This is a genomic window from Streptomyces sp. NRRL F-2664 (genome assembly GCF_000719345.1).
In the GTDB taxonomy this organism is placed as follows: Bacteria; Actinomycetota; Actinomycetes; order Streptomycetales; family Streptomycetaceae; genus Streptomyces.
This window is the reverse complement of sequence record NZ_JOFX01000024.1, coordinates 19,732-44,134: the sequence shown is the minus strand read 5'-3', so window position 1 is coordinate 44,134 and position 24,403 is coordinate 19,732. Positions and strand designations below refer to the sequence as shown.

Sequence of the window (24,403 nt, the reverse complement as noted above, 5' to 3'; positions counted from 1 at the left end):
ATGACGCTGTCGCGACGCGGGGTGCTGGGGCTGGCGGGGGCCATGGGTGCGGCGGCCGCGGTGGGCGCGTCGGGAACGACGACGACCGCGGGGGCGGCGGGCACCGCGGCCGGGGCGGGTACCGCCGGAGCGGTGGGCACCGCGGGCACGGCCTCGCCGCGTCCGGCGGGGCGGGTGCGTACCGGCTTCGAGCGGCTCGCCGCGGACGGGTACGCCGTGCTGGCCGGGCAGAAGGTGGGGGTGGTCACCAACCCCACCGGGATCACCGCGGACGCCCGCCACCTGGTCGACGTACTGCACGCGGACGAACGGGTCGACCTCGTCGCGGTGTTCGGACCCGAGCACGGCTTCCGCGGGACGGCGCAGGCCGGGGGGTCCGAGGGGGCCTCGCGGGACCCGGCGACGGGACTGCCCGTGTACGACACCTACGACACGAGCGGGCAGCGGCTCGCCGACGTGTTCACGGCGGCCGGCATCGACACCGTCGTCTTCGACATCCAGGACGTCGGGGCGCGCTTCTACACCTACATCTGGACCCTCTACGACTGCATGCGCGCGGCCGCCCTCGCCGGGAAGGCGGTGGTGGTGCTGGACCGGCCCAACCCGGTGGGCGGCCGGCGGGCCGCGGGACCGGTGCTGGAGCGGCCGTACGCGAGCTTCGTGGGCCGCGAGCCGATCGCTCTCGCGCACGGGATGACGGCGGCCGAGCTGGCGCGGCTCTTCAACGGCGAGTTCCTGGGCGCCGCCCCGGTGAGGCTGACCACGGTGGCGATGACCGGGTGGCGGCGCGGGGCGTTCTTCGGGCAGACCGGTCTGCCGTGGGTGCCGCCGAGCCCGAACATGCCGACGCCGGACACGGCTCTCGCGTACGCCGGGACCTGCCTCTTCGAGGGGACGAACCTCTCGGAGGGGCGCGGGACGACCACCCCGTTCGAGGTGCTGGGGGCGGAGGGGATCGACCGGCGGTGGGCCGAGGCGGCGAACGGGCTGGGGCTGCCCGGGGTGTGGTTCCGGGAGGCGTACTTCACGCCGTCCTTCTCCAAGCACGCGGGGAAGGTGTGCGGCGGGGTCCGGCTGATCGTGCACGACCGGGAGGCCTTCGACCCCGTGCGGGCCGGCATCGCCCTGCTGGTCACCGCGCGCCGGGTGTGGAGCGGCTTCGGCTGGCGGGCGGACCACTGGATCGACCGGCTGACCGGCTCGGACCGGGTGCGGAAGCTGGTGGACGCGGGGGCCGGGGTGGAGGAAGTCGCGGGCGACTGGGCGGCGGGGCTCGCCCGCTTCGAGGCGGTGCGCGCACGGTACCTGCTCTACCCCTGAGGCGGCGGCCGCGCCGGGGGGCTGGCCGGAAGGGCGCCGCAGCAGGATGCTGGGCGCACCGGAGGCACGGCGTGGAGGGGGGCGTCATGGCGGGCGTGGGTGGCGGATCGGGTATCGGTACCGGGACGGGGACCGGAGTCGGGGTGGGACCGTACGCGGAGCTGACCTTCGACTCCGAAGGGGACGTGGACCGCGCGACGCAGGAAGCGGTCGCCCGGATGGAGGCCACGGACGTACTGGTCTTCGCGCACGGCTGGAACAGTGACCGGTCCACGTCGAACCGGCTCTACGACCGGTTCTTCGCGCCGTTCCCCGCACTGGTGGGGACGGGGGTGCGGCTGGGGTACGTGGGTGTCGTATGGCCCTCGATACGCTTCTCCGACGAGCCCATACCCGACTTCGAGGCCCCGGGCGCCCTTCCCGGACCCGGCTACGGCTGCGCGCTCGACCCCCTCACCCGGCAGGCGCTCGGGGAGTTCTGGCCGGGGCGGCGCGCGGAGCTGGACCGGCTGGCCGAACTACTGGCGGAGCAACCGGAGTCGGCCGCCGCCTTCATCGAGTTCGGTGCGCTCGTACGGGAGCTGGCCGGGGTGGACACGGTGCACGCGGTGGCCGCGTCGGCGGTTCCCGCGATCTTCGCGGACGACGTGCTGGAGGTCTGCCGGGCGCTCTCGCTCGCCCTGGCGAGGGCGGGGGCCGGGGCGGTGGCCGCCGGCGCCGGGAGTGCGGGGTTCACGGTCGGCGGGGGCCTGCGGGGTCTGTGGGGCGGCGCCAAGGAACTGCTGCGGCAGGCGACGTACTACAAGATGAAGAAGCGGGCGGGGGTGGTCGGCGAGCGGGGGCTGGGGCCGGTCCTCGCGCAGCTGGCGGCGGGCCGTCCGGCGCTCCGGTTCCACCTCGTAGGGCACAGCTTCGGGGCGCGGGTGGTGTCGTTCTCGCTGCGCGCGGTGCCGGACGGAGCCCGGTACATCCGTTCGATGACCCTGCTCCAGGGGGCTTTCTCGCACTACGCGTTCGCCGACCGGCTGCCGCACGACAAGGGGCGCGGCGGGGCGCTGCGCGGCCTCCACCAGAAGGTCGACGGACCGGTGGTGGCCTGCCACTCCCCACACGACTCCGCACTCAAGGTCTTCTACCCGCTGGCATCCCGAATGGCGGGTGATTCGGCCGGACTGCTCGGCTTCGACGAACGGTGGGGCGCGATCGGGCACGACGGGGTCCGCGCCGTGCCGGGCGCGGTGCGGTTGAGCCTCGACGCGGCCCTGCGCGAGGGGGTGCCCGCGGCCGGCTGCGTCAGCGTGGACGCGGGCTCCGTGGTGCGGCGCGGCGGCGCCCCCTCGGGGGCGCACAGCGACATCTGCCATGCGGAACTGGCCCGGCTGGTGGTGTCGGCGGGACGCATGGGGCGCTGACTTCCGGCCATGTGCCACCGGCACGCCTCGTCCGCCCCCGCATGCGCCCGCCCCCTACCGGGCATGTTGGGCACATCGGCGGAGGTGATGGTGTGATGGCGGGATTCCGGAGTCTGGCCCATCAGGTGCGTGACGCACGCAATGACCGGGCCCTGCGGCGCCACTCGCTGCGCCGCTGCCTGGAGCGGTTCGCGCCCTACGGGCACCGGGCGACCTGGTGGCACCTGTGCGACCGGCACGGGATCGCCCCCGAGGACCGGGGGGCGGACCCCCTGCGGCTGGTGGCCGCGCTGGAGGAGCTGGAGGACGCGCGGACGGTCTGGCTGGAGTACGAGCGCCAGTTCGCGGAGCGGCGCCGGAGGGAGAAGCACGACGGCCTGCGCCGGCCGGAGTGGGCGTGGGGCGGCAGCGGCGACGCGGTGGTGCGCTGCGCGGATCCGGGGGTGCGGCCGGAGGGGGCGCTGGGCGAGGTGCTGCGGCGGCTGGTCCGGGCGCTGGAGTCGGAGCCGGGGACGGGGTGCCCGGTCTGCGGGGACACCGAACTGCGGTGGCCGGAGGTGGCTCCGGTGGGCCCCTGGGCGGGGGCGCTGTCCTGGGACGGGCCGGTGTGCGCGGGCTGCGGGATCGTGGTGCCGAGACCGGCCCTGGCGGAGTTCCCCGCAGCGGGCGCGGCGTGAGCGGTGCGGACCGGACGGACGCCGGTGGTGTCGGTCAACGGGTCGCGCAGCGCCGCCGACGGGCCCGCCGTTCCCCTCTCACCGCAGGACCTGGCCGAGTCGGCCCTACGGGCGGTCGCGGCCGGGGCGGGCGAGGTACTGGTGCACCCGCGGACGCCGTGCGGGCGGGAGAGCCTCTCGCCCCGGGTGGTCGGGCCGGTGCTGGAGTTGCTGCGGAGCGCGGGAGTGGGCGTACCGCTGACGGTCCCGGCGAGCATCGCGGCCGAGCCGGATCCGGCGGGGCGGCTGACGCGGGTCGGCGCGTGGACGGTGCTGCCCGACCGCGCGCTGGTGCACTTCGCGGAACCGGGGGCGGGCGACCTCGCGCAGGCGCTGCTGGAGCGGGGCGTCGCGGTGGACGCGGTGGTGCTGCTGGGGGGTCCGGCCGGGCCCAGGGCCCTGGAGCGGCTGCGGGGCTGGCTGGTACGGGGTCCGGGCCGGGGGCTCGACGGCGCTCCGGGCGGCGGCGGCCGAGTGCGGGTGGCCGCCGAGGTCGCCGCGGGGACGCCGGAGGCGCGGACGGCCGACGCGGGGGCGGGCGCAGGGGCCGGAGCCTCGACCGGGTCGGGGGCCGGGGCGGGAGCCGGGTCGGGTGTAGGGGCGGGGACGCGGGCCGGAGGCGCGGCGGGGGCCGGGGCGGCCCTGCCGGGCGGGCTGCGGGGGCTGCCGCCGGCGGCGGTGGTGCTGTTCGGGCGTGACGCGGCGGCCTGGCCGGCGCTCCGCCTGGCCGCCCGGTGCGGCGCGGCCGCACGCACGGGAGTCGGAGACGTACTGCACCTGCCGGACGGGCGGCCGGCCCGCTCCAACGCCGAACTGGTCTCGGCGGCCCGGGCCTTGCTGTCGCTGGAGTCGTGAGGACTCGCGGCCCCTCAGAGACGGGAGCCGGTGAGGCGTTCGCCGAAGACGTCGTCGGGGTTGGACAGGGCGCAGGTCTCCATCGAGAGGCAGCCGCAGCCGATGCAGTCCGTCAGGTGGTCGCGCAGCCGGGCGAGCCGCCCGATCCGCTGGTCGAGTTCGGTGCGCCACGCCTCGGACAGGCGGGCCCAGTCCTCCCGGTTGGGCGTGCGTTCCTCGGGGAGCTGGGCCAGCGCCTCGCGGATGCTGGCGAGCGGGATGCCAACCCGCTGGGCGGCGCGGACGAAGGCCACCCGGCGCAGCGCGTCGCGGGTGTAGCGGCGCTGGTTGCCGGCGGTGCGGCGGCTGCTGATCAGACCCTTGGCCTCGTAGAAGTGGAGCGCGGAGACGGCCGCGCCGCTACGGGCGGACAGCTGGCCGACGGTGAGCTCGTGGACTTTCTCGGGAATCTGCGGCACCCGGCCGAGGGTAGTCGGAGGTCCGTTGACATACACATACGGTCCCCGCATGCTGAGCAAGCGCTTATTCGTCCGTCAGTGGTCCGCGAGAGACAGGAACAGGCATGGCCGAGCCGAGGGTCTTCACGTCCGCCGAGGAACTGCACGCCGGGATCGGTGAACCGCTCGGTCCCAGCGGGTGGTTGGAGGTGGACCAGAAGCGGATCGACCTCTTCGCGGACGCCACCGGTGACCACCAGTGGATCCACGTGGACCCGGAGCGCGCGGCGGACGGACCCTTCGGATCGACCATCGCCCACGGCTATCTGACGCTGTCGCTGCTGCCCAGCCTGGTGCCGCAGGTGATGCGGGTCGAGGGCATGCGGATGGGTCTGAACTACGGCACGAACAAGGTGCGTTTCCCGGCGACGGTGCCGGTCGGCTCCAGGCTGCGCGCCACCGCCGTGATCACCGAGGTCACGGAGGCGGGCGGCGGCGTACAGGTCACGGCCACGGTGACCGTGGAACGCGAGGGCGGCGAGAAGCCGGTGTGCGTGGCGGAGTCGGTGTCCCGCTACTACTTCTGAGGGCGCTGCCGCGCGCCCACCATGCGGAGCACGAGGTCGGCGTAGAGTGCGCCGACCTCGTCGGGGGTGCGCTGCCCTGCCGCGCTGAACCAGCGGGCCACGTCGATGCACAGCGACAGCACGGCGAGGGTGGTGCCCGGCACGTCGGGGACGTCGAACTCGCCCGACGCCACCCCGTCGGCGAGGATGCGGCGCACTGCGGCGTCGCTCCGCCGGCGCAGCGCCACGATCTCGGAGCGGTGCTCGGGGCCGAGGGCGTCGAGCTCGTACTGGACCACCCGCGCGGTGGTGTGGTGCGCGGCGTGCCAGCGCACGAAGGACCGTACGGCGGCGTCGAGGCGCTCCGCCGCGCCGCCGGGGGCGTCGGCGGCGGTGGTGAGGATGTCGAGGGCCTTGTCGTGCCCGATCCGGCTGATCCGGTGGAGCAGCTCTTCCTTGGTCTTGTAGTGGATGTAGAGAGCGGCCGGGCTCATGCCGGCGCGGCCCGCGATGTCACGTGTGGTGGTGGCGTGGTAGCCGCGCTCGGCGAAGGCGTCGACGGCGGCGACGAGCAGCCTCCGTGCGGCGTCCGGGGTGACCTCGGACCACGGCCGGTAGCCGTCGGCCGTGTCCTCCGCGCTGTCCATCGCTCACTCACCTCTTCACCGTTCGGGAGAGAACACCCTACAGGGAAGCTGAGCAAGCGCTTAGCGATCCGGGGCCGGGCGCTCGGGCCCGTGCGGCTACTTCGGTGCGAAGGGGTCGTACTCGGCCATGATCTTCTCCATTCTGGCCTGGTCGACCCGGCTGACGATCTGGGTGACCTCCTGACGGTCGCGGATCACCTTGGCGAGGGTGAAGGCGGAGGTGGTGAGGTAGAGGACCGCGATCCCGAGGAACGCACGGACCCAGCCGTCGGCCTCCAGGCGGTAGATCCCCACGGCCACGGCGATGAGGGCGATGGCGAAGGAGGCGACGGCCTGTCCGTAGTACGCCCCCGTGCTCTGCTGCTTGACCGGTGTCTCGTTCATGCGTCGAGCATCGGGCGGCGGCCGGGCGGGGCACATCCGCACGCGTACTCATCCCGCTACTCAGTCGCGGGCGCTGCGGCGCGCTAGAAGGCGGAGACCCCGGTGAGGGCGCGGCCGATGAGGAGTTTCTGGATCTGGCTGGTGCCCTCGTACAGGGTCGCCACGCGCGCGTCCCGCAGCAGCTTGCCGGTGGGGTACTCGTCGATGTATCCGTAACCGCCGTGCACCTGCAGGGCGTTGCCCGCGGCGCGGACGGCGGCCTCGGACGCGAAGAGCTTGGCCGTGGAGGACTCGGTGGCGAAGGGCCGCCCGCGGTCGATCAGGTCCGCGACCCGCCAGGTCAGCAGCCGGGCGGCGTCCACGTCGACCGCGATGTCGGCGATGAGCTCCTGGACCAGCTGGTGGTGGGCGATCGGCCTGCCGAACTGCTCGCGCTGCGCCGCGTACGACACGGCCGCGTCCAGGGCGGCCTGGGCGATGCCGACGCAGCCGGCGGCGACCGACATGCGGCCCTTGGCCAGGGCGGACATCGCCACGGAGAAGCCCTTGCCCGCCGGGCCGAGCAGCGCGGAGGCGGGCACGCGGACGCCGTCGAGGACGAGTTCGGCGGTGGCCTGGCCGCGCAGACCCAGCTTGCCGTGGACCTCGCGGCGCGTCAGGCCGGGGGTGTCGGCGGGGACGAGGAAGGCGGAGATCCCCCGGTGGCCCGGCTCCTCGCCGGTGCGGGCGAAGAGCAGCACGACATCGGCCCAGGTGCCGTTGCTGATGAACATCTTGTTCCCGTGCAGGACGTAGGAGTTCCCCTCGCGCACGGCCCGGGTGGTGAGGTTCGCGGCGTCGGAGCCGGTGCCGGGCTCGGTCAGGCCGAAGCAGCCGAGCGCGTCGCCGGAGCACAGGCGGGGCAGCCAGGTGCGCTTCTGCTCCTCGTCGCCCCAGGCGGCAACGGTCTTGGCGACCAGGCCGAGGGAGACGGAGACGATCCCGCGCACGGCGGAGTCGGCGCGGCCGAGCTCCTCGGTGACCAGGACGTAGGAGAGGTGGTCGCCACCCGAGCCGCCGTATTCCTCCGGGATGGTCAGGCCCAGGAAGCCGAGGGCGCCGAGCTTCTTCACGACGGCGCGGTCCACGCTCTCGGCGCGGTCCCACGCGGCGGCGTACGGGACGATCTCGCGCTCGGCGAACTCGCGGGCGAGCCGGCGCACGGCGCTCTGCTCCTCGCTCGGCTCAAGATTCACCGGGACCTCCTCGGGCGGGCGGGGGTGGGCGGCGCGGATTTAACTAGCACCGGTAGTTTTTGAGGGCAGGCCCTACTATGTGGCGCATGGCCAGACCGCGCAAGCCCCTTCTCAGCCGGGACCGGATCGTCGAGGCGGCCGGAGTGCTGGTCGACGCGGAGGGGCTGGAGGCGGTGTCCACCCGGCGGCTGGCGGCCGCGCTCGGGGTGAGCGGTCCCTCCCTCTACAACCACTTCCGCACGAAGGACGAAATCCTGGACGCGGTGGCGGACGCGGTGAGCGCGCGCGTCGACCTGTCGATGTTCGACGACGGGCAGGACTGGCGTGCGGCCCTGCACGCGTGGGCGCACTCCTACCGGGACGCCCTCGCGGACCACCCCAACATCGTGCCGGTACTGGCCCGGGGGCCCGGGCGCCGTCCGGCGGGGCTGCGGCTGGCCGACGCGGTCTTCGGCGCGATGACGCAAGCCGGATGGCCGGCGGCGCAGGCGACCCGGATCGGCGCGCTGATGCGGTACTTCATCCTGGGCTCGGCGGTGGGTTCCTTCGCCCGGGGTTTCGTGGACGACCGGGCGGCGTACGACCCGGCGGACTACCCGCACCTGGGCCAGGCCCATCTGCTGGCCGAGCGGCAGCGCGAGGTGGACGAGGGGGCGTTCGAGACGGGCCTGGAGGCCCTGCTGGACGGCCTGGCCCTCCAGTACGAGGCACTGCGGCCCACGGAACGGCCCGCCTGACCCGCGGACCGCGGCGACCGCGGCGACTGCGGCGACCGCGGCGCGCCGGAACCGGGGGCGGGCGAAAGCCGGGGCCGGGCGCGGCTGGGCGAGGCCGGAGACGGGCCAGGCCGGAGCCGGCCCCAGGCGCGGGCGGGCCGAGCCGAAGCCGGGTCGGCCCGGGGCGGGGCCGGGCGGGCGGTCAGTCCTCGAAGACGACGAGGGAGCGGCCGCCCCTGCCTGCCAGCATCGCGTCGAAGGCGGCGGGGATGCCGTCCAGGGTGATGCGGTCGGTGACCAGGGCGCCCAGGTCGAGACGGCCGCTGCGGACGTGCTCGGCGATGACGGGGAGGTCGCGAGCGGGATCGCTGTTGCCGTAGACGCACCCGGTGAGGGTCCGGGCGAAGTGGAAGATCTCCAGGGCGTTGAAGGTGACCTGCTGGTCCTTGCCGCCGATCCCGACGACGGTGGTGCGGCCGCCCCGGCGGGTCGACTCCCACGCGCTGCGGATGGCGTCGGCCCGGCCGACGCACTCGACGGCGACGTCCGCGCCCTGCCCGCCGGTGAGCGCACGGATCTGCCGGGCGGTGGTGTCCGAGGCGAGCACGAACTCGGTGGCCCCCGCGGCGCGCGCCAGCTCCTCCTTGGCCGGTGACACGTCGACGGCGACGACCGGGCCCGCCTGCGCGATCCGGGCGGCCTGGAGCGCGGCCAGGCCCACCCCGCCGACTCCGAAGACGGCCACCGACTCGCCCGGGCGAACCTGGGCGCTGTGGTGGACGGCGCCGTAGCCGGTGAGGACGGCGCAGCCGAGGAGGGCGGCCTCGGCGAGCGGGATCCCGGTGGGTGCGGGCAGCACGCAGTCGGCCGCGACGACCGTCTCTTCGGCGAACGCGGCCACGTTCAGCCCCGGGTGCAGCGCCGTGCCCTGCGCGTCGTGGGCGTGGACGGCCCCGACCCCGGCGAGCGCCGTCGCGCAGAGCCAGACCTCGCCGATCGAGCAGTGCCGGCAGGTGCCGCAGGACGGCGCCCAGTTGAGCACCACGCCGTCGCCGGGGGCGACGTGGGTGACGCCCTCGCCGACCGCGAGGACCGTGCCCGCGCCCTCGTGTCCGAGGACGGCGGGTACGGGGACCCGCATGGTGCCGTTGGTGAGGGAGAGATCGGAGTGGCAGACGCCGGCTGCGGCCAGCCTGACCCGGACCTGCCCGGGTCCGGGATCGGGCAGGACGATCTCTCTTATCTCCAGGGGTGCTCCGACGGCGGGCAGGATGGCGGCGCGGACCATGGGCGGCGTCTCGACTTTCCGGTACGGGGGCTGCGGCAGCGGGTGGGGGTGGGTAAGGCGCACCGCGTGGCGGGCGGGTACGGCGGCGGCTCGGACGGGTGCGGCGGCGGGCGGGTGCGGCGGCGGGTCAGAACTGCAGGGACTTGGTCTGGAGGTACTCCGCCAGGCCGTGGGGGCCCAGCTCGCGGCCCACGCCCGACTGCTTGTGGCCGCCGAAGGGCGCGAGGACGTTGTAGCGGCCCCCGTTGATGTCGACCTGCCCGGTGTCCATGCGGCGCGCGAAGGCCGCGGCCGTCTCCTCGTCCGCGGCCCAGACGGCGCCGCCCAGGCCGTAGACGGTGCCGTTGGCGATGCGCAGGGCCTCGTCCTCGTCCTCGTAGGCGAGGATCGACAGCACCGGGCCGAAGATCTCCTCCTGGGCGATGGTCATGTCGGGGGTCACGTCGGCGAACACGGTCGGGGCGACGAAGTACCCCTGCTCGTGCGGCGCGTCCGGTCCGCCGGCGACCAGGCGGGCACCCTCTTCGACCCCCTTGGCGATGAAGCCGCGGACGCGCTCGTGCTGCTTGGCGTTGACGACGGGGCCGACGCGGGTGCCGGGCGTGCGGGGGTCGCCGGTGGGATGGTCGGCAACCGCCGCGACCGCGAGCGCGACGGCCTCCTCGTACTGGTCCCGGTGCACGAGCATCCGGGTGAGCGCGTTGCAGCTCTGGCCGGTGTTCTTCATGACGTGGCCGACGCCCGCGGCGACGGCCTTGGGCAGATCGGCTCCGGGCAGGATGACGTTCGCCGACTTGCCGCCCAGTTCGAGGGCGACGCGCTTGACGGCGGCGCCGGCGGTGGCGCCGACCTGCCTGCCGACGGCGGTCGAGCCGGTGAAGGAGACGAAGTCGACTCCCTCGTGGGCGGCCAGGGCCTGGCCCGCGACCGGTCCGGTGCCGGTCACCAGGTTGAAGACCCCGGCCGGAATACCCGCCTCGTGCACGGCCTCGGCGAAGAGCTGTGCGGTCAGCGGGGTGTCCTCCGCCGGCTTGAGGACGAGGGTGCAGCCGGCGGCGAGAGCGGGTGCCACCTTGGCAACGACCTGGTACAGCGGGTAGTTCCAGGGAGTGATGGCCCCGACCACACCGACCGGCTCCATGAGGACGGTGGAGTTCCCGATGCGCTCTTCGAAGGCGTAGGAGGCGGCGAGTTCGACATAGGAGGAGACGATGGCGATCGACGAGCCGACGTGGACGGCCTTGGCGAAGCCGAGCGGGGCGCCGAGCTCGGCGGTGACGGTCTCGGTCAGCTCGCCCTTGCGGGCCTGCAGTGCGTCCCGGAGCGCGCCGATCAGCGCGGCCCGCTCGGCCGGCGGAGTGGCGGCCCAGGCCGGCAGGGCGGTGCGGGCTGCGCGTACGGCTGCGTCCACGTCCTCCGCGGTGCCGGCCGGGACCTGGGCGATGACCTGGCCGTCGGCGGGATTGACGACCTCGATCCGGCCGGTGCCGACCGCCGGCCGCCATGCGCCGTCGATGTACATCCCGTCCTGGGCCTTCATGCCATTCCTCCCGATACGCACATGCGCGTGGATCCGAACTCCCCGCCACCCTACAAACTAGCGGCGGTAGTTTTTTGCGGCCAGAGGGTGCCGGGCATCAGATGATGCCGAAAAGCATTCCTGCGGCGAGGACGACGAGGGAGGTGAGGGCCGCCCACTTCACGGTGAAGCGGGTGTGGTCGCCGAATTCGACCTTGGCCATGCCGACGAGGACGTACACGGCGGGAACCAGTGGGCTCGACATGTGCAGCGCCTGGCCGACGAGGGAAGCGCGGGCGATCTCGAGCGGGGAGACCCCGTGGGCGGCGCCGGCCTCGGCCAGCACGGGCAGGACTCCGAAGTAGAAGCCGTCGTTGGACATGAAGTAGGTGAGGGGCAGGCTGAGCAGGCCCGTGACGAGTGCCATGTGCGGGCCCATGGCATCGGGGACGGCGCCGACCAGCCAGTCGGCCATGTGCTTGACCATGCCCGTGCCGGTCAGGACGCCGGTGAAGACGGCGGCGGCGAAGACCATGCCGGCGACGTTCAGGACGTTGTCGGCATGGGCGGCGATCCGGGCCTTCTGGTCGGGCATGTGCGGGAAGTTGACCGTGAGGGCGAGGGCGGCGCCGAGCAGGAACAGCACCGGGATGGGCAGCAACTCCATGATCATGGCGGCGAGGAGGGCGACGGTGAGACCGGCGTTGAACCAGTAGAGGCGGGGGCGCAGGGTGGGCCGGTGGGGGTCGAGCCCCTGGAACCCTTCCTCGGCGTCGGGGTCGCAGCCGCCACGGGCGGGGGCGGAGTCGAGGACAGCGGCACGCGCCGCGGAACCGGCGGAAGTGCCGGCGATGGACGTCGTGGCGCCGGCGGCGGTCGTTTCCGCGGGAGCGTCGGCGGCGGTCGATGTCGCAGGAGCGGCGGCGGCCGTCCGTGCGGTGCGTGCGGTACCTGCGGTGCCTGCGGTACCTGCGGTGCCTGTGGCGGCTGTGCCCGCCAGGTCCGCCTCCACCACCTCCTCGACCCCCCTCGGACCCGGGAGCGCCAGCGTCCCGACGCGACGGCGTTCCCGCAGGCCGAGGACGTACGCCAGGGCGAACACGAAGAGCAGCCCCGCCCCGAGGGCCGGGATCATGGGGACGAAGATGTCGGCGGCGTCGAGGTCGAGGGCGGTCGCGGCGCGGGCCGTCGGGCCGCCCCAGGGCAGGGTGTTCATCACGCCGTTGGCGGTGGCGGCGACACCCGTCATGACGACCAGGCTGAGACCGAGTCGCTTGTAGAGCGGGTACATGGCCGAGACAGTGATCATGAAGGTGGTCGACCCGTCGCCGTCGAGCGAGACGATGGCGGCGAGGACGGCCGTGCCGACGACCACACGGACCGGGTCGGCCTTGCAGAAGCGCAGGATGCCTCGGACGATCGGGTCGAAGAGGCCGACGTCGATCATCACCCCGAAGTAGACGATGGCGAACATCAGCATGGCGGCGGTCGGTGCGAGTTTGCCGACGCCTTCGATGACGTAGTCGCCGAGGTGGGCGCCCTTCCCTGCGAAGACGCAGAACAGTGCGGGAATGAGGACGAGCGCCGCGATGGGCGACATTTTCTTCATCATGATCAGGACCAGGAAGGTGGCGATCATGGCGAAGCCGAGGAAGGTCAGCATGGGGGGAACGTAGGTGCCGCCTCCTCGCGCCAACAAGACGTCGACGCGTGAGCAATACGAGCAAAACCCCAGCTCAGGGGAGGGGCGTCAGCTCCACGGGGAAGGCGTTGAGCACCGCCGTGCCGGAGAGCCGGTCGAGCCGGGTGCCGTCGAGGAGCTGGTTGACGTTGGCTCCGGGCGCGGCGGACGCCACCCCGAGCCGGGCACCGACGCGGTCGTGGCCCCAGCCGTGCGGGAGGCTCACCACTCCCGTGCGGACGGCGCCGGTGACCTCGACGGGAACCTCCAGGCTTCCGCCGTCGGCGGTGATCCTGGCGCGTCCTCCGTCGGCGAGGCCCAGCCGGGCCGCGTCCTGCGGATGGACGTGCAGGGTGCAGCGGTTGGAACCTCCGGCGAGGGCCGGGACGTTGTGCAACCAGCTGTTGTTGGACCGCAGGTGGCGGCGGCCCACGAGCACCAGGGAGGCGGGGCGGTCGGCGAGCGCCGCGCGCAGCCCGGGGAGTTCGGCCGCGACCGGTTCCGGGAGCAGCTCGATCCTGCCGCTGCGCGTCCTCAGCACCTCCCCCAGACGGGGCCGCAGCGGGCCCAGGTCGATGCCGTGCGGCGCCTTCAGCAGGTCCTCCAGGCCGAGCCCGTACGGCCCGAGACGCAGCATCAGGTCCAGCCGCCGCTCGGGGCCGCTACGGCCCGTCAGGCGGAGGGCCTGCTCGTCGGGGTCGGTGCCGTGGAGGGGTGAGTGCGCATCGGCGACGGCCCGGGTGAGGGTGTCGGCGATGACACGCTCGTCGACGGCGCCGGGCGGGGCTCCGTGCAGCCCCAACACGGCGAGGATCAGGCGCGCGTGGATCTCGCACTCGTCCATACCCCCCTCCTCCAAGGGGACGGCGGGCGGCGAGTAGCGCACCTGGTTGCGGACGGCGAAGGCGTTGAACGCGAAGTCGAAGTGCGCGCTCTGCGCGGGCGGCGGCGGGGGCAGCACGACGTGGGCGTGGCGGGAGGTCTCGTTCAGGTAGGGGTCGATCGAGACCATGAAGTCGAGGCCGGCCAGCGCCCGGTCGAGGCGGTTGCCGTCGGGTGCGGAGAGGACCGGGTTGGCGGCGATGGCGATCAGGGCGCGGATCCGCCCTTCCCCAGGCGTCTCGATCTCCTCGGCCAGGGCGGCGATGGGCAGTTCACTCTTGGCCTCGGGGTGCCGGCTGACCCGGCTGTGCCAGCGGCCGAGCGTGAAGCCCTTCCCGGGGCCGGCCGGGCGGGGCGCGCGGTCGGTGGCCGAGAGCGGGAAGAGGGCTCCGCCGGGCCGGTCGAGGTTGCCGGTGAGGATGTTCAGCACGTCGACGAGCCAGCTGGCGAGCGTGCCGTGCTCGACGGTGCAGCTGCCGATCCGCCCGTAGACGGCGGCAGTGGGTGCGGCGGCGAGGTCGCGGGCGAGGCTGCGGATCTCGTCGGCCGTGAGGTCGCAGGCGGGTGCGACGGCCTCAGGAGTGAAACGGGCCAGGGCGGCGTCGAGTTCCCGGATCCCTTCGACGTGTTCTTCCAGCGCCCCGGGGGCGGCGAGTCCCTCGGCGAGCAGGGTGTGCGCGAGGCCGGCGAGCAGGAACACGTCGCTGCCGGGGCGGGGGGCGAGGTGCCGGTCGGCGAGGGCGGCCGTCCGGGTGCGGCGCGGGTCGACGACCACCAGGGTGCCGCCGCGGGCGCGAAGGGCCTTGAGCCGGCCGGGGAAGTCGGGGGCCGTGCACAGGGAGCCGTTCGACTCGACCGGGTTGGCGCCCAGGAGCAGCAGGAAGTCCGTCCGGTCGAGGTCGGGGACCGGGATGGCCAGGGGGTCGCCGAAGAGGAGTCCGCTGGAGACGTGCTTGGGCATCTGGTCGAGCGTGCTGGCGGTGAAGAGGTTGCGGGTGCCGAGGGCTTTGACGAGGAGCGGGGGGTAGAGGGCGCCGGCCATGGTGTGCACGTTCGGGTTGCCGAGGACGACGCCGACGGATGGGGCGCCGTACTCCTGGAGCAGGCCGGGAACGGCGGCGGCGATGGCGTCGTAGGCCTCCTCCCAGGTGGCCTCCCGGAGCCGGCCGTCACGGCGTACGAGCGGGGTGCGCAGGCGGTCCGGGTCGGCGTCGATCTGCCCGAAGGCGGCGCCCTTGGGGCAGATGAAGCCGCGGCTGAAGACGTCGTCGCGGTCCCCGCGGGCGCCCGTGACCGTGGTGCCTTCGACGGTGAGGGTGAGGCCGCAGGTGGCTTCGCACAGGGGGCAGATACGCAGGGCGGTGCGGGGCATGGGCCCTCCAGGGCGGCAGCGGGCGCGGGCAGGCGGCGGCACGGGCATGCGGGGAGCCCGAGCATACCGACCGGTAGGCATGAAGGCGAGGGGAGTGCGCCGGCCGGGCCGTGGGAGGGGTTCAGTCGAGTACGCGGGCCAGGTAGGCGTGCATCATCGCGCGGGTTTCGGCGACGATGCCGGGATCTCCGGCGGGATCCGTCCGGAAGGCCAGCTGGATCAGGGCGTCGGTGGCTTCCACCGCGACGAGGACCGCGCGCTCCAGCGTGGCGTCGGGGGTCAGGCCGAGGTGCGCGGAGAGCAGTTCGGTCAGACGGGCGGCGACCTGGTGGTTGGGCTCGCCGTCGGATTCGTCGGCGGGTGGCGCGGGCACGCCGAAGTCGACGAGCGCGAAGCCGGGGACGTCTCGCTTCATTGCCAGGTACTCGTCCAGTACCGCGTCCACCACCGGTTGCCAGTGGGTGGCGGGGAGGCCGGCGAGCCGGTCTGCGATGCCGTCCGCGTAGCGGTCCAGGTTCCGGTGCGCGAGGGCGATGGCCATGGCCCGCTTGTTGCCGAAGAAGCGGTATACGGAGCCGATGGGCACGCCGGCGCGTTGGGCGACGGCGCGGGTGCTGAGGTTCTCGTACCCGGTCTCGTCGAGCAGTTCCGCGCAGGCGTCGAGGATCCGGGCTAGCCGGTCGGCGCTGCGCTGCTGGACCGGCGCACGGCGCAGGGAGTGGGCGGGAGGCACGGGGTCCATCATGCCGCTCCTCGCTTCCGGGTCGGGCGGGGGCCTCAGTTCAGCAGGAGGCCGAGGCCCCCGATCGTATAAGTGATCATCAGCGCGAGCAGGGGCAGTTGCCCGGCCACGGCCCTGGCGGGCGGGAAGAGGCGTACGGCGCGGTCGTGGGCGGCGATGACGCCGAGCACGTGGCCGGTGACGACGGCGGCGACCTGGAGGGTGGCGAGAGCGCCGGGGCCCAGTGGTGGAGCGGGTTCTGGGGCGTTGTCAGCGCCGAGTGCCATGCTTACCGTGCGTGGTCCTTCGACTACCAGGAGGGAGAAGTAGTGGGCGATGAGATAGCCGAGGGCGATGGGGACGAGTGAATGCGCGAAGGCGGTCAGCGGGCCGGGGGGCGGGCCGCTGACGAGGCGGGTGGCCGCGGCGCACAGGCAGTAGAGGGCGGCGACGAGGGCGATGGATCCGAGGAGTCCGAGTGTGGCCGTGGGGGTGCGGCCGAGGGGGGAGGTCTGAAAGGTGTCGATCCAGGAGGGGTTGTCGGAGAAGCCGTCATAGGCGGTGGAGCCGAGGAGGACGCAGACGGTGGCGACGAGTCCGGGCCGCTCGGGCGTCGCGTCGAGTCCGTGGAAGGGGTTGCGCACGACGAGCCGGCCGTCGCTGCGGCGGCCGAGGGGGGAGAGGCGGCCGAGGAGGGCGGAGTACGCCTCGAAGGGGTCGCCGTCGGTGAACCAGCTCTCGCCGTAGCGGGCGGCGAGCAGCAACTGGGCGGTGGCGTAGGCGGCGAGGGCGATCAGGAGGGTGGTGGTTGATGCGGGATCGGGTGAAACGAGTTCGAGCCAGGTGAAGGCGAACAGTCCGGCAGCGGCGGGCCACAGTCCCAGCCGGGCGGGAAGGGGGTGGTGGGCGGGACCGGTACCGCGTCGCAGGGTGGGGGAAAGCAGGCGGTGCAGGGTGCGCAGCGGGTTGAGCAGGCGCCAGACGGGGCCGAGGAGGAGGGAGGCGGGCACGAGTCCGACCCAGAGGAGGACGTAGACGGCGCCGGGAGCGGGGTTGCGGGCTGGGTCGTCGGGACCGAGGAGGAGGTGGAGCAGCACGAAGAGCGCGGCGGCGAGCCCCAGCCCGCGCAGGGCGGTTCGGGTGGCCGGCGCGTCGGCCACCCGCTGGAGGGGGGCGGGCAGGGCGAGGCCTGCGTGTTCTCCACGGAAGCGGGAGGTGGACCAGAGCAGACCGAGCGCGAGGAAGGAGACGAACAGGGCGGCGAAGGCGCCGGCGAACGCGTAGAAGGGAGAGATCGGCAGATCGTGCTGGGAACCGATGCCGTGCGCGAGCGCGGTGAGCGGTTCGGCCGGGTGGAGGACCACGCCCTGGCCGTACCCGCCACCGCCGGCGACCGGCGACACCCCCGGCACGAGCGATCCGGGACTCACCATCGACCCACCAGCCCCCGCCCGCCGCCATGGGCCGACAGGCCGCACGCCCCGGGCGCAGGCCCGAGCCGGGACGGCGCGGCGGCGGACGGGTGTACGGGCCCGGGCAGGGACGGCGCGGAGGCGGACGGCCCGGCGGACGCGGTCGGCCGGCCCGGCCGGTCTCGCCCGACGCTGGACCGGACGCCGGCTGCCGGTGTGCGCCGGGAACCCCGATCGGCGGCCGAACCCGGCTCGGCCTGGGGGCAGGGGTGGGGCGCTGCATCCGGCGCGGGGCAGGGGACGGACTGCGGCACGGGGCGCGCGCCTCGGCCCGGTTCCCGCTCCGGGGTCGGGGTCGGCGCTGGTGACGGGGGTGGTGCTGGCGGCAGTACCTCAGCCGGGGCTGGCACCCGTGCCGGTGCTGGGGGTGGTGTCGGTGCCACCGCCGGTGCTGGGGGTGGTGCTGGTGCCGGTGCTGGGGGTGGTGTGAGGACTGGCCTGGGGTGGCGGGCGGTCATCGGACGAGGAGTTGGGTCAGAACGAGGTTGGACTCGTGGGTCTCGACCTCGAAGAGGCCCGTGCGGTCGGCCGTCAGGACCAGGGTGGCCTCCTGGCCGGCGGGCAGGGCGATCTCCTTGTCGTAGCCGTGGACGTGCAGGGTGTCGGCGCGGTCACTGGTGACGCGCAGAGCCACGCGTTCTCCGCGCCGCAGTTCTGTGCGGGCCGGCGGCGGGCTGACCTTGCCGTCCCGGACGGTGACGGTGACCGTCCGGTCGGCCTGCTCCTGGCCCGGTGTCGGCGGCTGCGGCGCCGGGGAGTCGCCGTGGTGGTGGCCTCCGCCTTCGGAGCGGGCCGGCGCGGGGGCGGTGAGCTGCGCCGTGCCCTCGACGGCCCTGCCGGAGACCGCCCAGGCGGTGTGGTCGTCCGCGTAGAGGCGGACGGTCAGGGTGTGCGTACCTTCGGGTACCTGCGCCGCGGGCAAGTGGAACCAGGGGCCGTAGAGCCGGGCCAGCTTGCGCCCGTCGAGTTCGAGGTGGGCGTGGCCGGCGCCCGGGAGGGCGGCGCCGCCGGTGCTGTCGGGTGTGAAGCGGAAGTTCTTCACGGCGAGTTGGAGGTTCCAGCCGTCCTCGGAGTCGGGACGGAGCGCGAGGTGGACCTCCGGGGCGCCGGTGGCCGGGACCTCGCGGAGTTTGTGGCCGGCCGCGTCCGCGGCGGGTAGCAGGGTGCCGACCTTGCCGGTGGCCTGCTCATGGCTGGTGCCGGGCTTGTGGTGGGTGGTGGCCCGCCCGCCGCAGCCTGTCGCCGCGCCCGCGGCAAGGACCAGGGCGAGGGCGAGCAGGGCCGCGGTGCGGGCGGGTGGGCGCCGCGTCGGCTCGTGGGCCGCGCCGGGCCCACCGGCCGCACGGGGCCCACCGGCCGACGTGGCACAGGCGTCGCACCGGTTCCTGCCGCCGGGCCCGCCGTCGTGCCGAGTTGGGTCGACGGGCCTGCCGGCGGGCCCGGTCCGGTCGCTGGACCGGGCGCCATGCCGGGTCCTGTCGACGGGCCTGCCGTCGCACGGAGTCCGGCCGTCGGGCGGGCCGTCGCGCCATGGCTGCCCCTCCGGCCGATCGGCATACCGGACCCGGTCGAGGGCCCTGCCGTCGCACGGAGTCCGGCCGTCGGGCATGCCGGCACACTGGGTCCGGTCCTCGCGGCTGCGGGTCACGTCCAGCCTCCTGCCGTGCGGGGCGCCTGGGCCTCCCCGGCTCCTGAAGCCGCCTCGGCACCGCGAATCGCCTCGGGAATTGCGGTCCCGCGGGCCACCTGGGTTGCGCTCGCCGCCTGGCTCTCCCGGGGTGCTTCTCCGCGTGCGGTCCCGGCCCCGGCTCCCCCGGCGCCCCGGCCGGGTGCCGCCCCGGCCGAGGTTTCCCGGGGTGCTTCCGCACGTGCCGCCCCGGCCGACTCGGCTCTCCCGTCGCCCTGCCCCTCGGCCACCTGGGTCGCGTTCGCCGCTCGGGTTTCCCGGGGTGCTTCTGCGCGGGCGGTGCCGGCAGTCCCGGCTCCTCCGGTCGGCCCGGCGCCCTGACCCCGGGCCGCCCCCAGTCCACCGGTCACTCCCGGGCCCTGACCCTCGGCCGACTCGGCCGGCCCGGTCGTGGTGGTTGCTGCGCCCGTGTCGGTGGGCGCGGGTGGGGTGGGGGCGTGGTCGGTGTCGGGGGCGTCGTTCGGTCCGGCGGGGTGGGCCGGGGCGGGGCCCGGGCGGGCCGAGGCGATGGCCGCCCACAGGACCCAGACGACGGCGACCAGGGCCCGTACCCAGGCGGGGCTCAGGGGGGTCCATGGGATCATCAGGACCGCCTTGTCGAAGGCATCCAGCAGGGTGAGGCCGGCCAGCAGCAGGGTCAGGCGCGCAAGCCAGGGGCGGGTCGGGCGCAGTACCAGGCCTGCTCCGGACCACCACAGGCCGAGCAGCAGGAGCGCGAGGGCCGGGACGAAGGTGGAGGTCAGCGCCATCGTGGACCCGGCCACGTCCAGGGCCAGGCCCGCCAGCCCGGCCAGTGCGGCGGCCGTGCCCAGGCGGGACCCGCGCAGGCGGCGCCACCACAGGACCCCGCCGACCAGGAGGAGCACCGCGGCCACGGCCATGGCGAGCTGGGTCTCGACCCTTTCCAGGCCGCGCGCGCCGTACCAGTCGCAGCCGGCCGGGAGTTTGCGTGCCTGGACGTTGTAGTCCGCGCAGACGAGGAGGTGGACCAGCTTGGCCGGCTCGCCGATCAGGCGGGCGGACGCCCCGGAGACGTCGCCCCGCCGCTCGCCGCACTGCGGGAGCGTGCCCGGGGTGGAGCCGTCGGGCCCGCCCTGCCAGCAGTTGCCCCTGCCCTGGCCGTCCCACCAGACGTCCATGCCGTTGGGGCGGGAGGCGCCGGATGTGTCCTTGCCGAGGACGTTGCCGGCGTAGCGGTTGTGGTGGGAGGTGTCGGTCTGCTTCGACCAGGCCTCCTCGCCGCGGATGAAGGCGGGGACCGCGCTGAGGAAGAAGCCCGCGCGTTCGTGCCCGTACACCCAGTTGCCCTCGTAGAGGTTCCAGTTGCCGCCCGCGGTGATGATGCCGGTGCCCGGCGGCATGGAGATCTGCGGGCAGACGACGCCGCGCTCGTAGCCGCGCTCGATGGGCGGCTTGGCGCAGGTGCCGTCGGCCACGTGGCGGTAGTAGTCCTGGTTGTTGTCGTGGATCAGGTTCCGCTCGAACTTGGCGTGGTTCTGCGGGAGTCCGGGGTGGCCGGGGAAGGCGCTGTCCATCGAGGCGCCGCCCATGTTGTGGTCGAACTCGTTGTCGTGCACCCACACCGAGTCGCCCGCGGTTCCGGAGTAGCCGACCATGTTGTGGTGGCTGCGGCAGCCGGTGATCTCGATGGAGTAGCGGGGGACGTCGTAGCCGCGGCCGTCGTTGATGTCGGAGGCGCTTCCGGGGTAGATGCCGGAGTCGCCGTTTCCGTAGGACTCGCAGTTCTTGTAGAGCCCGTGGTCGCTGGCGAAGGTCAGGAAGCCGTACTCGTCGTTCCAGCGGGTGAGTACGTCGTCGATGACGAAGCCGTCGGCGGCGAGGACGTACAGCGAGTTGAAGGTGGTGCGCTGGGCGGTGAAGTTGCGGAAGTAGACGCCGTCGGACTTGTCGGCGCGGATGGCGTTCAGCTTCTGGTACTTGGCGTCGACGACCACGTCGAGCCGGGACGCGCCGGTGCCCTCGATCTGCAGGTTCTTCTTGCCGAGGATGGCCACGAGGTTCTGGTTGTGCCGGCACTGCACCTGCTGTTCATAGGACAGGATCTGGTAGCCGAGCGCGGAGCTCGGCGCCTTGAGCGCGGCGCACTCCCCCGTCGGCGCCGGCAGGGAGGGCTCCTCCTCGTAGAGGCCGGGGAGGATCGCGATGTTCATCCCGGGCCGGTCGACGGCGTCGACGGCCTCCTGGAGGTGCCGGTAGCCACTCTTCTCGCACCGTTCGTACAGGGCGAGGTTGCGGGCCCGGAGGTCTTCGAGGAAGGCGGATATCCGGCGTTCGAAGGCCGGCCGGTCCGTCTTGCAGACGACGAGGTCGGGTTCGGCCTTGCGGTACTCCGGGACGGATCCGGAACCGTCCGGGAAGACGACCGGGCGCTCTTCGTGCGCGCTGGCGGCTGGCGCGGCGGCGAAGAGGGACAGGAGGGCGAGGAGGGCGGCGAGGAGCGCCGCCGGCACGGCAGGGAACCTGCGGGTCCACGACATGCGCGTGAGAGTAGAGCAATGTTCATCTTTTGTGATCCCCCCGCGCGTCAATCCGTGCGCGCATGCGCGGGCGGATCCGAGCGGGCACCCGCGGCCACTCCGCCGGCGCGCCCGCACACCGCCACGACGCCCCGCAGCTCACCCCGTCGGCGCATCCCCGCTCCGCCACGACACCCCGCAGCTCACCCCGCCGACGCATCCCCGCTCCGCCACGGCGTCACGCCGCAGCGCTTCCTCCCGGAACCTCCGGGCACCTGCCGTTTCCTCCCGCCCCCGCGGCCGCCGCGCCCCGCAGGGCGCCGTTGACGCACGGGCCGCGGAATCCTACTGTCGACCATAGGATTCCTTCGACGGAGCGGGAGCAGCACATGAGCGAGCAGGCCGACAGCGCACAGGCGGGCGGCGGCGAGCAGGCCAGGAAGACGGCCGAGGCACTGGAGTACCTCACCGGCTTCAGCAACGAGCACAGCTCCGAGGCCGTCCCGGGCGCCCTGCCGCTCGGCCGCAACTCGCCCCAGCGCGCACCCCTCGGCCTCTACGCCGAGCAGCTGAGCGGCAGCGCCTTCACCGAGCCCCGCAGCCACAACCGCCGCTCCTGGCTCTACCGGATCCGCCCCTCGGCCGCGCACCCGCCCTTCACCCGGATCGACAACGGCGCCCTGCGCACCGCCCCCTTCACCGAGGCACCCGCGGACCCGAACCGGCTCCGCTGGAACCCGCTGCCCGACCCGGCCCCCGGCACCGACTTCCTGGCCGGCCTGTGGACCCTCGGCGGCAACGGCGACGCGACCCAGCGCACCGGTATGGCCGTCCACCTCTACTCCGCCAACGCCTCCATGACGGACCGGGTGTTCAGCGACTCCGACGGCGAGCTGCTGATCGTCCCCGAGCGCGGCGGCCTGCTCCTGCGCACCGAGCTGGGCCTGCTCAGCGCCCGCCCGGGCGAGGTGGCCCTCGTCCCGCGCGGCGTCCGCTTCCGCGTGGAGCTGCTGGACGGCGACGCCCGCGGCTACGTCTGCGAGAACTACGGCCAGCCCTTCGTGCTGCCGGACCTCGGCCCGATCGGCGCCAACGGCCTCGCCGCGGCGCGGGACTTCCGGGCCCCGGTGGCGGCGTACGAGGACGTCGAGCGCCCCACCGAGGTGATCAACAAGTTCTGCGGCAACCTCTGGTCGGCCACCTACGGCCACTCGCCGCTCGACGTGGTCGCCTGGTACGGCACCCACGTGCCGTACGTCTACGACCTGCGCCGCTTCAACGTCCTGGGCACCATCAGCTACGACCACCCGGACCCGTCGATCTTCACCGTCCTGACCTCGCCCTCCGACACCCCGGGGCTGGCGGGCGTGGACTTCGTGGTCTTCGCGCCGCGCTGGCTGGTCGGCGAGGACACCTTCCGCCCGCCGTACTTCCACCGCAACGTGATGAGCGAGTACATGGGCCTGATCGAGGGCGCCTACGACGCCAAGGCGGAGGGCTTCGTCCCCGGCGGCGGCTCGCTCCACAACATGATGTCCGCACACGGCCCCGACCACGAGACCTTCGAGAGGGCCAGCGCCGCCGACCTGAAGCCGCAGAAGATCGACGACGGCCTGGCCTTCATGTTCGAGACCCGCTGGCCGATCACCGCCACCGCCCAGGCGGCCGGGGCGGAGCACCTCCAGCGCGGCTACGACGACGTGTGGCAGGGTCTGCAGCGCCACTTCCGCGCCTGACCCGCACTGCATACCCTGCATGCGCCGCACGTCAGTACCGTCCAGCCGTACGGAGATCCACCCGTGACCGCCTTCGCCCCCGACTCGCTGGTACTGAACCGGAAACTGCCGCTCTGGTACCAGGTCTCGCAGTCACTGCGCGCTTCGATACTGGGGCGCACCCCGGACTCCTCGCTGCGCCTGCCCACCGAGGAACAGCTCGCCGAGCACTACGGAGTGAGCGTGCTGACGATGCGGCAGGCGCTCAAGGAGCTGGAGGGCGAGGGGCTGATCAGCCGGCACCGGCGGCGCGGCACCTTCATCGAGCCGGGCGCGCTGCGCAGCACCCCGGTCCGGCTGCTCGGCTCGGTGGACGCGATCGTGGCCCAGCAGTCGGGCGACAGCACGACCGTCCTCGGCCACGGGCGCACCCCCGTGGCCGGGGAGCTGCTGGACCACTTCCCCGATACGGCCGAGGTGGTCACCTACCGGCGTCTGCGGCGCGACCGGGAGAGCGGCGAGCCGACGAACTGGGCGGAGAACGCGGTCCTGCCGGAGTTCGCGGAGGCCGTCGACGTCGCCGACCTGGAGCGCTGGCCCATGACGAAGGTGCTGCGGGACGTGGTGGGGGTGCGCATCAGCCGGATCACGGACACCGTGGAGGCCCGGCTCGCCGACCCGGAGACCGCCGAGCTGCTCCAGGTCCCGCTGCTCAGCCCGATCCTGCACTACACGGGCGTGACCTACGACGAGGACGGCCGGGTGGTGGACGTGGCGCGGATCCGCTACCGGGGCGACCGCTTCTCCTTCACGGTGACCGTCGACGCGCACTGACAGCGGTACCCCGGCACCCGCACGTGCCCGGGCGACCGCACCGGCACCGCGGTCGGGCACCGGCAAGGGAAAGGGCAAGGGCACCCGACCGGGCCCCGGCACCCCACCGGCTGGGAAACGGCGCCGGCTCCGCGCCCCTCGCCGGCGTCAGCCGCGCCGCTCCCGCCCGGATCACTTCTTCTCGTCGTCGTCGGCGGCGGTCCGCTCGCCCTCCGCCTGCGACGGCGTCGTCCGCATCGTCTGGGGGTGGCGCTGCATGCGCTCGACGTCGTCCATGTCCTCGTCGAGGCGTTCGCCCTCGGCCTGGGACGGAGTCGAGTATTCGTCGTACTGGCTCATGACCTGCTCCTCGGTCGATACCGTACGTATCCATACATATGCAGCGTAGCTCTTCGGTCTGGACGCGGCCCGGCCGTCGAGAGCCGTCGCTACCATCGGCGGCGTGAGCGCTGACACACCGCAGCCGG

20 protein-coding genes and 1 pseudogene are annotated in these 24,403 nt (G+C 73.8%); 8 read left to right on the top strand and 13 right to left on the bottom strand.

The window, feature by feature from the left end; genetic code table 11:
• The 4 genes from IF89_RS0121020 to IF89_RS0121005 all read left to right on the top strand — a co-directional run bounded on the left by IF89_RS0121020 (window position 1) and on the right by IF89_RS0121005 (window position 4,303).
• Window positions 1-1,320 carry an exo-beta-N-acetylmuramidase NamZ domain-containing protein gene (locus IF89_RS0121020; protein WP_030770241.1) on the top strand — a complete coding sequence of 440 codons (1,320 nt, stop codon included), beginning with the start codon at window positions 1-3 and terminating at the stop codon, window positions 1,318-1,320.
• Between the two features lie 143 nt (window positions 1,321-1,463).
• A complete protein-coding gene (locus tag IF89_RS0121015) occupies window positions 1,464-2,732 on the top strand; it encodes a serine-threonine protein kinase (protein WP_234327834.1) in 1,269 nt (422 codons plus the stop codon).
• A 95-nt stretch (window positions 2,733-2,827) separates the two neighbouring features.
• The gene (locus IF89_RS0121010; RefSeq protein ID WP_030770236.1) at window positions 2,828-3,409 is read left to right on the top strand and encodes a hypothetical protein; all 582 of its coding nucleotides are present in this window, start codon (window positions 2,828-2,830) and stop codon (window positions 3,407-3,409) included.
• Between the two features lie 27 nt (window positions 3,410-3,436).
• Window positions 3,437-4,303 carry a 3-keto-5-aminohexanoate cleavage protein gene (locus IF89_RS0121005; protein ID WP_234327833.1) on the top strand — a complete coding sequence of 289 codons (867 nt, stop codon included), beginning with the start codon at window positions 3,437-3,439 and terminating at the stop codon, window positions 4,301-4,303.
• Window positions 4,304-4,317: 14 nt separating this feature from the next.
• On the opposite strand, the gene soxR is transcribed toward IF89_RS0121005, so the two are convergent.
• Window positions 4,318-4,761, bottom strand: a complete 444-nt coding sequence (gene soxR, locus IF89_RS0121000) for a redox-sensitive transcriptional activator SoxR (RefSeq protein WP_030770229.1) — start codon at window positions 4,759-4,761, stop codon at window positions 4,318-4,320.
• A gap of 104 nt (window positions 4,762-4,865) precedes the next feature.
• On the opposite strand from soxR, the gene IF89_RS0120995 reads away from it, so the two are divergent.
• Window positions 4,866-5,327 carry a MaoC family dehydratase gene (locus tag IF89_RS0120995; RefSeq protein WP_030770226.1) on the top strand — a complete coding sequence of 154 codons (462 nt, stop codon included), beginning with the start codon at window positions 4,866-4,868 and terminating at the stop codon, window positions 5,325-5,327.
• Here IF89_RS0120995 and IF89_RS0120990 read toward each other — a convergent pair.
• From IF89_RS0120990 to IF89_RS0120980, 3 genes are all read right to left on the bottom strand, one after another.
• Complete coding sequence (locus tag IF89_RS0120990) at window positions 5,318-5,953, bottom strand: TetR/AcrR family transcriptional regulator (protein ID WP_030770223.1); 636 nt, start codon at window positions 5,951-5,953, stop codon at window positions 5,318-5,320. The genes IF89_RS0120995 and IF89_RS0120990 overlap by 10 nt on opposite strands.
• Window positions 5,954-6,049: 96 nt before the next feature.
• Window positions 6,050-6,337 (bottom strand): YiaA/YiaB family inner membrane protein, encoded by a 288-nt coding sequence (locus tag IF89_RS0120985; protein WP_030770220.1) that lies wholly within the window; start codon window positions 6,335-6,337, stop codon window positions 6,050-6,052.
• 83 nt (window positions 6,338-6,420) lie between these two features.
• Window positions 6,421-7,572, bottom strand: coding sequence for an acyl-CoA dehydrogenase family protein (locus IF89_RS0120980; RefSeq protein WP_030770218.1), 1,152 nt, complete (start codon window positions 7,570-7,572; stop codon window positions 6,421-6,423).
• Between the two features lie 86 nt (window positions 7,573-7,658).
• Here IF89_RS0120980 and IF89_RS0120975 point away from each other — a divergent pair, with 86 nt between their 5' ends.
• Complete coding sequence (locus tag IF89_RS0120975) at window positions 7,659-8,309, top strand: TetR/AcrR family transcriptional regulator (RefSeq protein ID WP_030770215.1); 651 nt, start codon at window positions 7,659-7,661, stop codon at window positions 8,307-8,309.
• A 181-nt stretch (window positions 8,310-8,490) separates the two neighbouring features.
• On the opposite strand, the gene IF89_RS0120970 is transcribed toward IF89_RS0120975, so the two are convergent.
• From IF89_RS0120970 to IF89_RS0120935, 8 genes and pseudogenes are all read right to left on the bottom strand, one after another.
• Window positions 8,491-9,576 carry a Zn-dependent alcohol dehydrogenase gene (locus tag IF89_RS0120970; protein WP_030770213.1) on the bottom strand — a complete coding sequence of 362 codons (1,086 nt, stop codon included), beginning with the start codon at window positions 9,574-9,576 and terminating at the stop codon, window positions 8,491-8,493.
• Between the two features lie 127 nt (window positions 9,577-9,703).
• Complete coding sequence (locus IF89_RS0120965; RefSeq protein ID WP_030770210.1) at window positions 9,704-11,116, bottom strand: aldehyde dehydrogenase family protein; 1,413 nt, start codon at window positions 11,114-11,116, stop codon at window positions 9,704-9,706.
• 97 nt (window positions 11,117-11,213) lie between these two features.
• Window positions 11,214-12,758 (bottom strand): CitMHS family transporter, encoded by a 1,545-nt coding sequence (locus IF89_RS0120960; protein ID WP_030770203.1) that lies wholly within the window; start codon window positions 12,756-12,758, stop codon window positions 11,214-11,216.
• Between the two features lie 73 nt (window positions 12,759-12,831).
• Complete coding sequence (locus IF89_RS0120955) at window positions 12,832-15,030, bottom strand: molybdopterin-dependent oxidoreductase (protein ID WP_030770200.1); 2,199 nt, start codon at window positions 15,028-15,030, stop codon at window positions 12,832-12,834.
• 121 nt (window positions 15,031-15,151) lie between these two features.
• Window positions 15,152-15,772 (bottom strand): TetR/AcrR family transcriptional regulator, encoded by a 621-nt coding sequence (locus tag IF89_RS0120950; RefSeq protein WP_030770196.1) that lies wholly within the window; start codon window positions 15,770-15,772, stop codon window positions 15,152-15,154.
• Between the two features lie 35 nt (window positions 15,773-15,807).
• Window positions 15,808-17,115, bottom strand: a complete 1,308-nt coding sequence (locus tag IF89_RS0120945) for a hypothetical protein (RefSeq protein ID WP_030770193.1) — start codon at window positions 17,113-17,115, stop codon at window positions 15,808-15,810.
• A 562-nt stretch (window positions 17,116-17,677) separates the two neighbouring features.
• Window positions 17,678-18,871 carry a hypothetical protein gene (locus tag IF89_RS0120940; RefSeq protein ID WP_324605342.1) on the bottom strand — a complete coding sequence of 398 codons (1,194 nt, stop codon included), beginning with the start codon at window positions 18,869-18,871 and terminating at the stop codon, window positions 17,678-17,680.
• A 488-nt stretch (window positions 18,872-19,359) separates the two neighbouring features.
• Window positions 19,360-21,408: pseudogene (locus IF89_RS0120935) on the bottom strand (right-handed parallel beta-helix repeat-containing protein); the annotation flags it as partial.
• Between the two features lie 368 nt (window positions 21,409-21,776).
• Here IF89_RS0120935 and hmgA point away from each other — a divergent pair.
• Entirely contained in the window at window positions 21,777-23,123 is a 1,347-nt protein-coding gene (gene hmgA, locus IF89_RS0120930) for a homogentisate 1,2-dioxygenase (protein WP_030770186.1), read from the top strand.
• A 63-nt stretch (window positions 23,124-23,186) separates the two neighbouring features.
• On the top strand, window positions 23,187-23,936 hold the full coding sequence (locus IF89_RS0120925; RefSeq protein ID WP_030770183.1) for a GntR family transcriptional regulator: 750 nt from the start codon (window positions 23,187-23,189) through the stop codon (window positions 23,934-23,936).
• Between the two features lie 171 nt (window positions 23,937-24,107).
• On the opposite strand, the gene IF89_RS47040 is transcribed toward IF89_RS0120925, so the two are convergent.
• The gene (locus IF89_RS47040) at window positions 24,108-24,275 is read right to left on the bottom strand and encodes a hypothetical protein (protein ID WP_199820536.1); all 168 of its coding nucleotides are present in this window, start codon (window positions 24,273-24,275) and stop codon (window positions 24,108-24,110) included.
• Window positions 24,276-24,403: the final 128 nt, after the last annotated feature.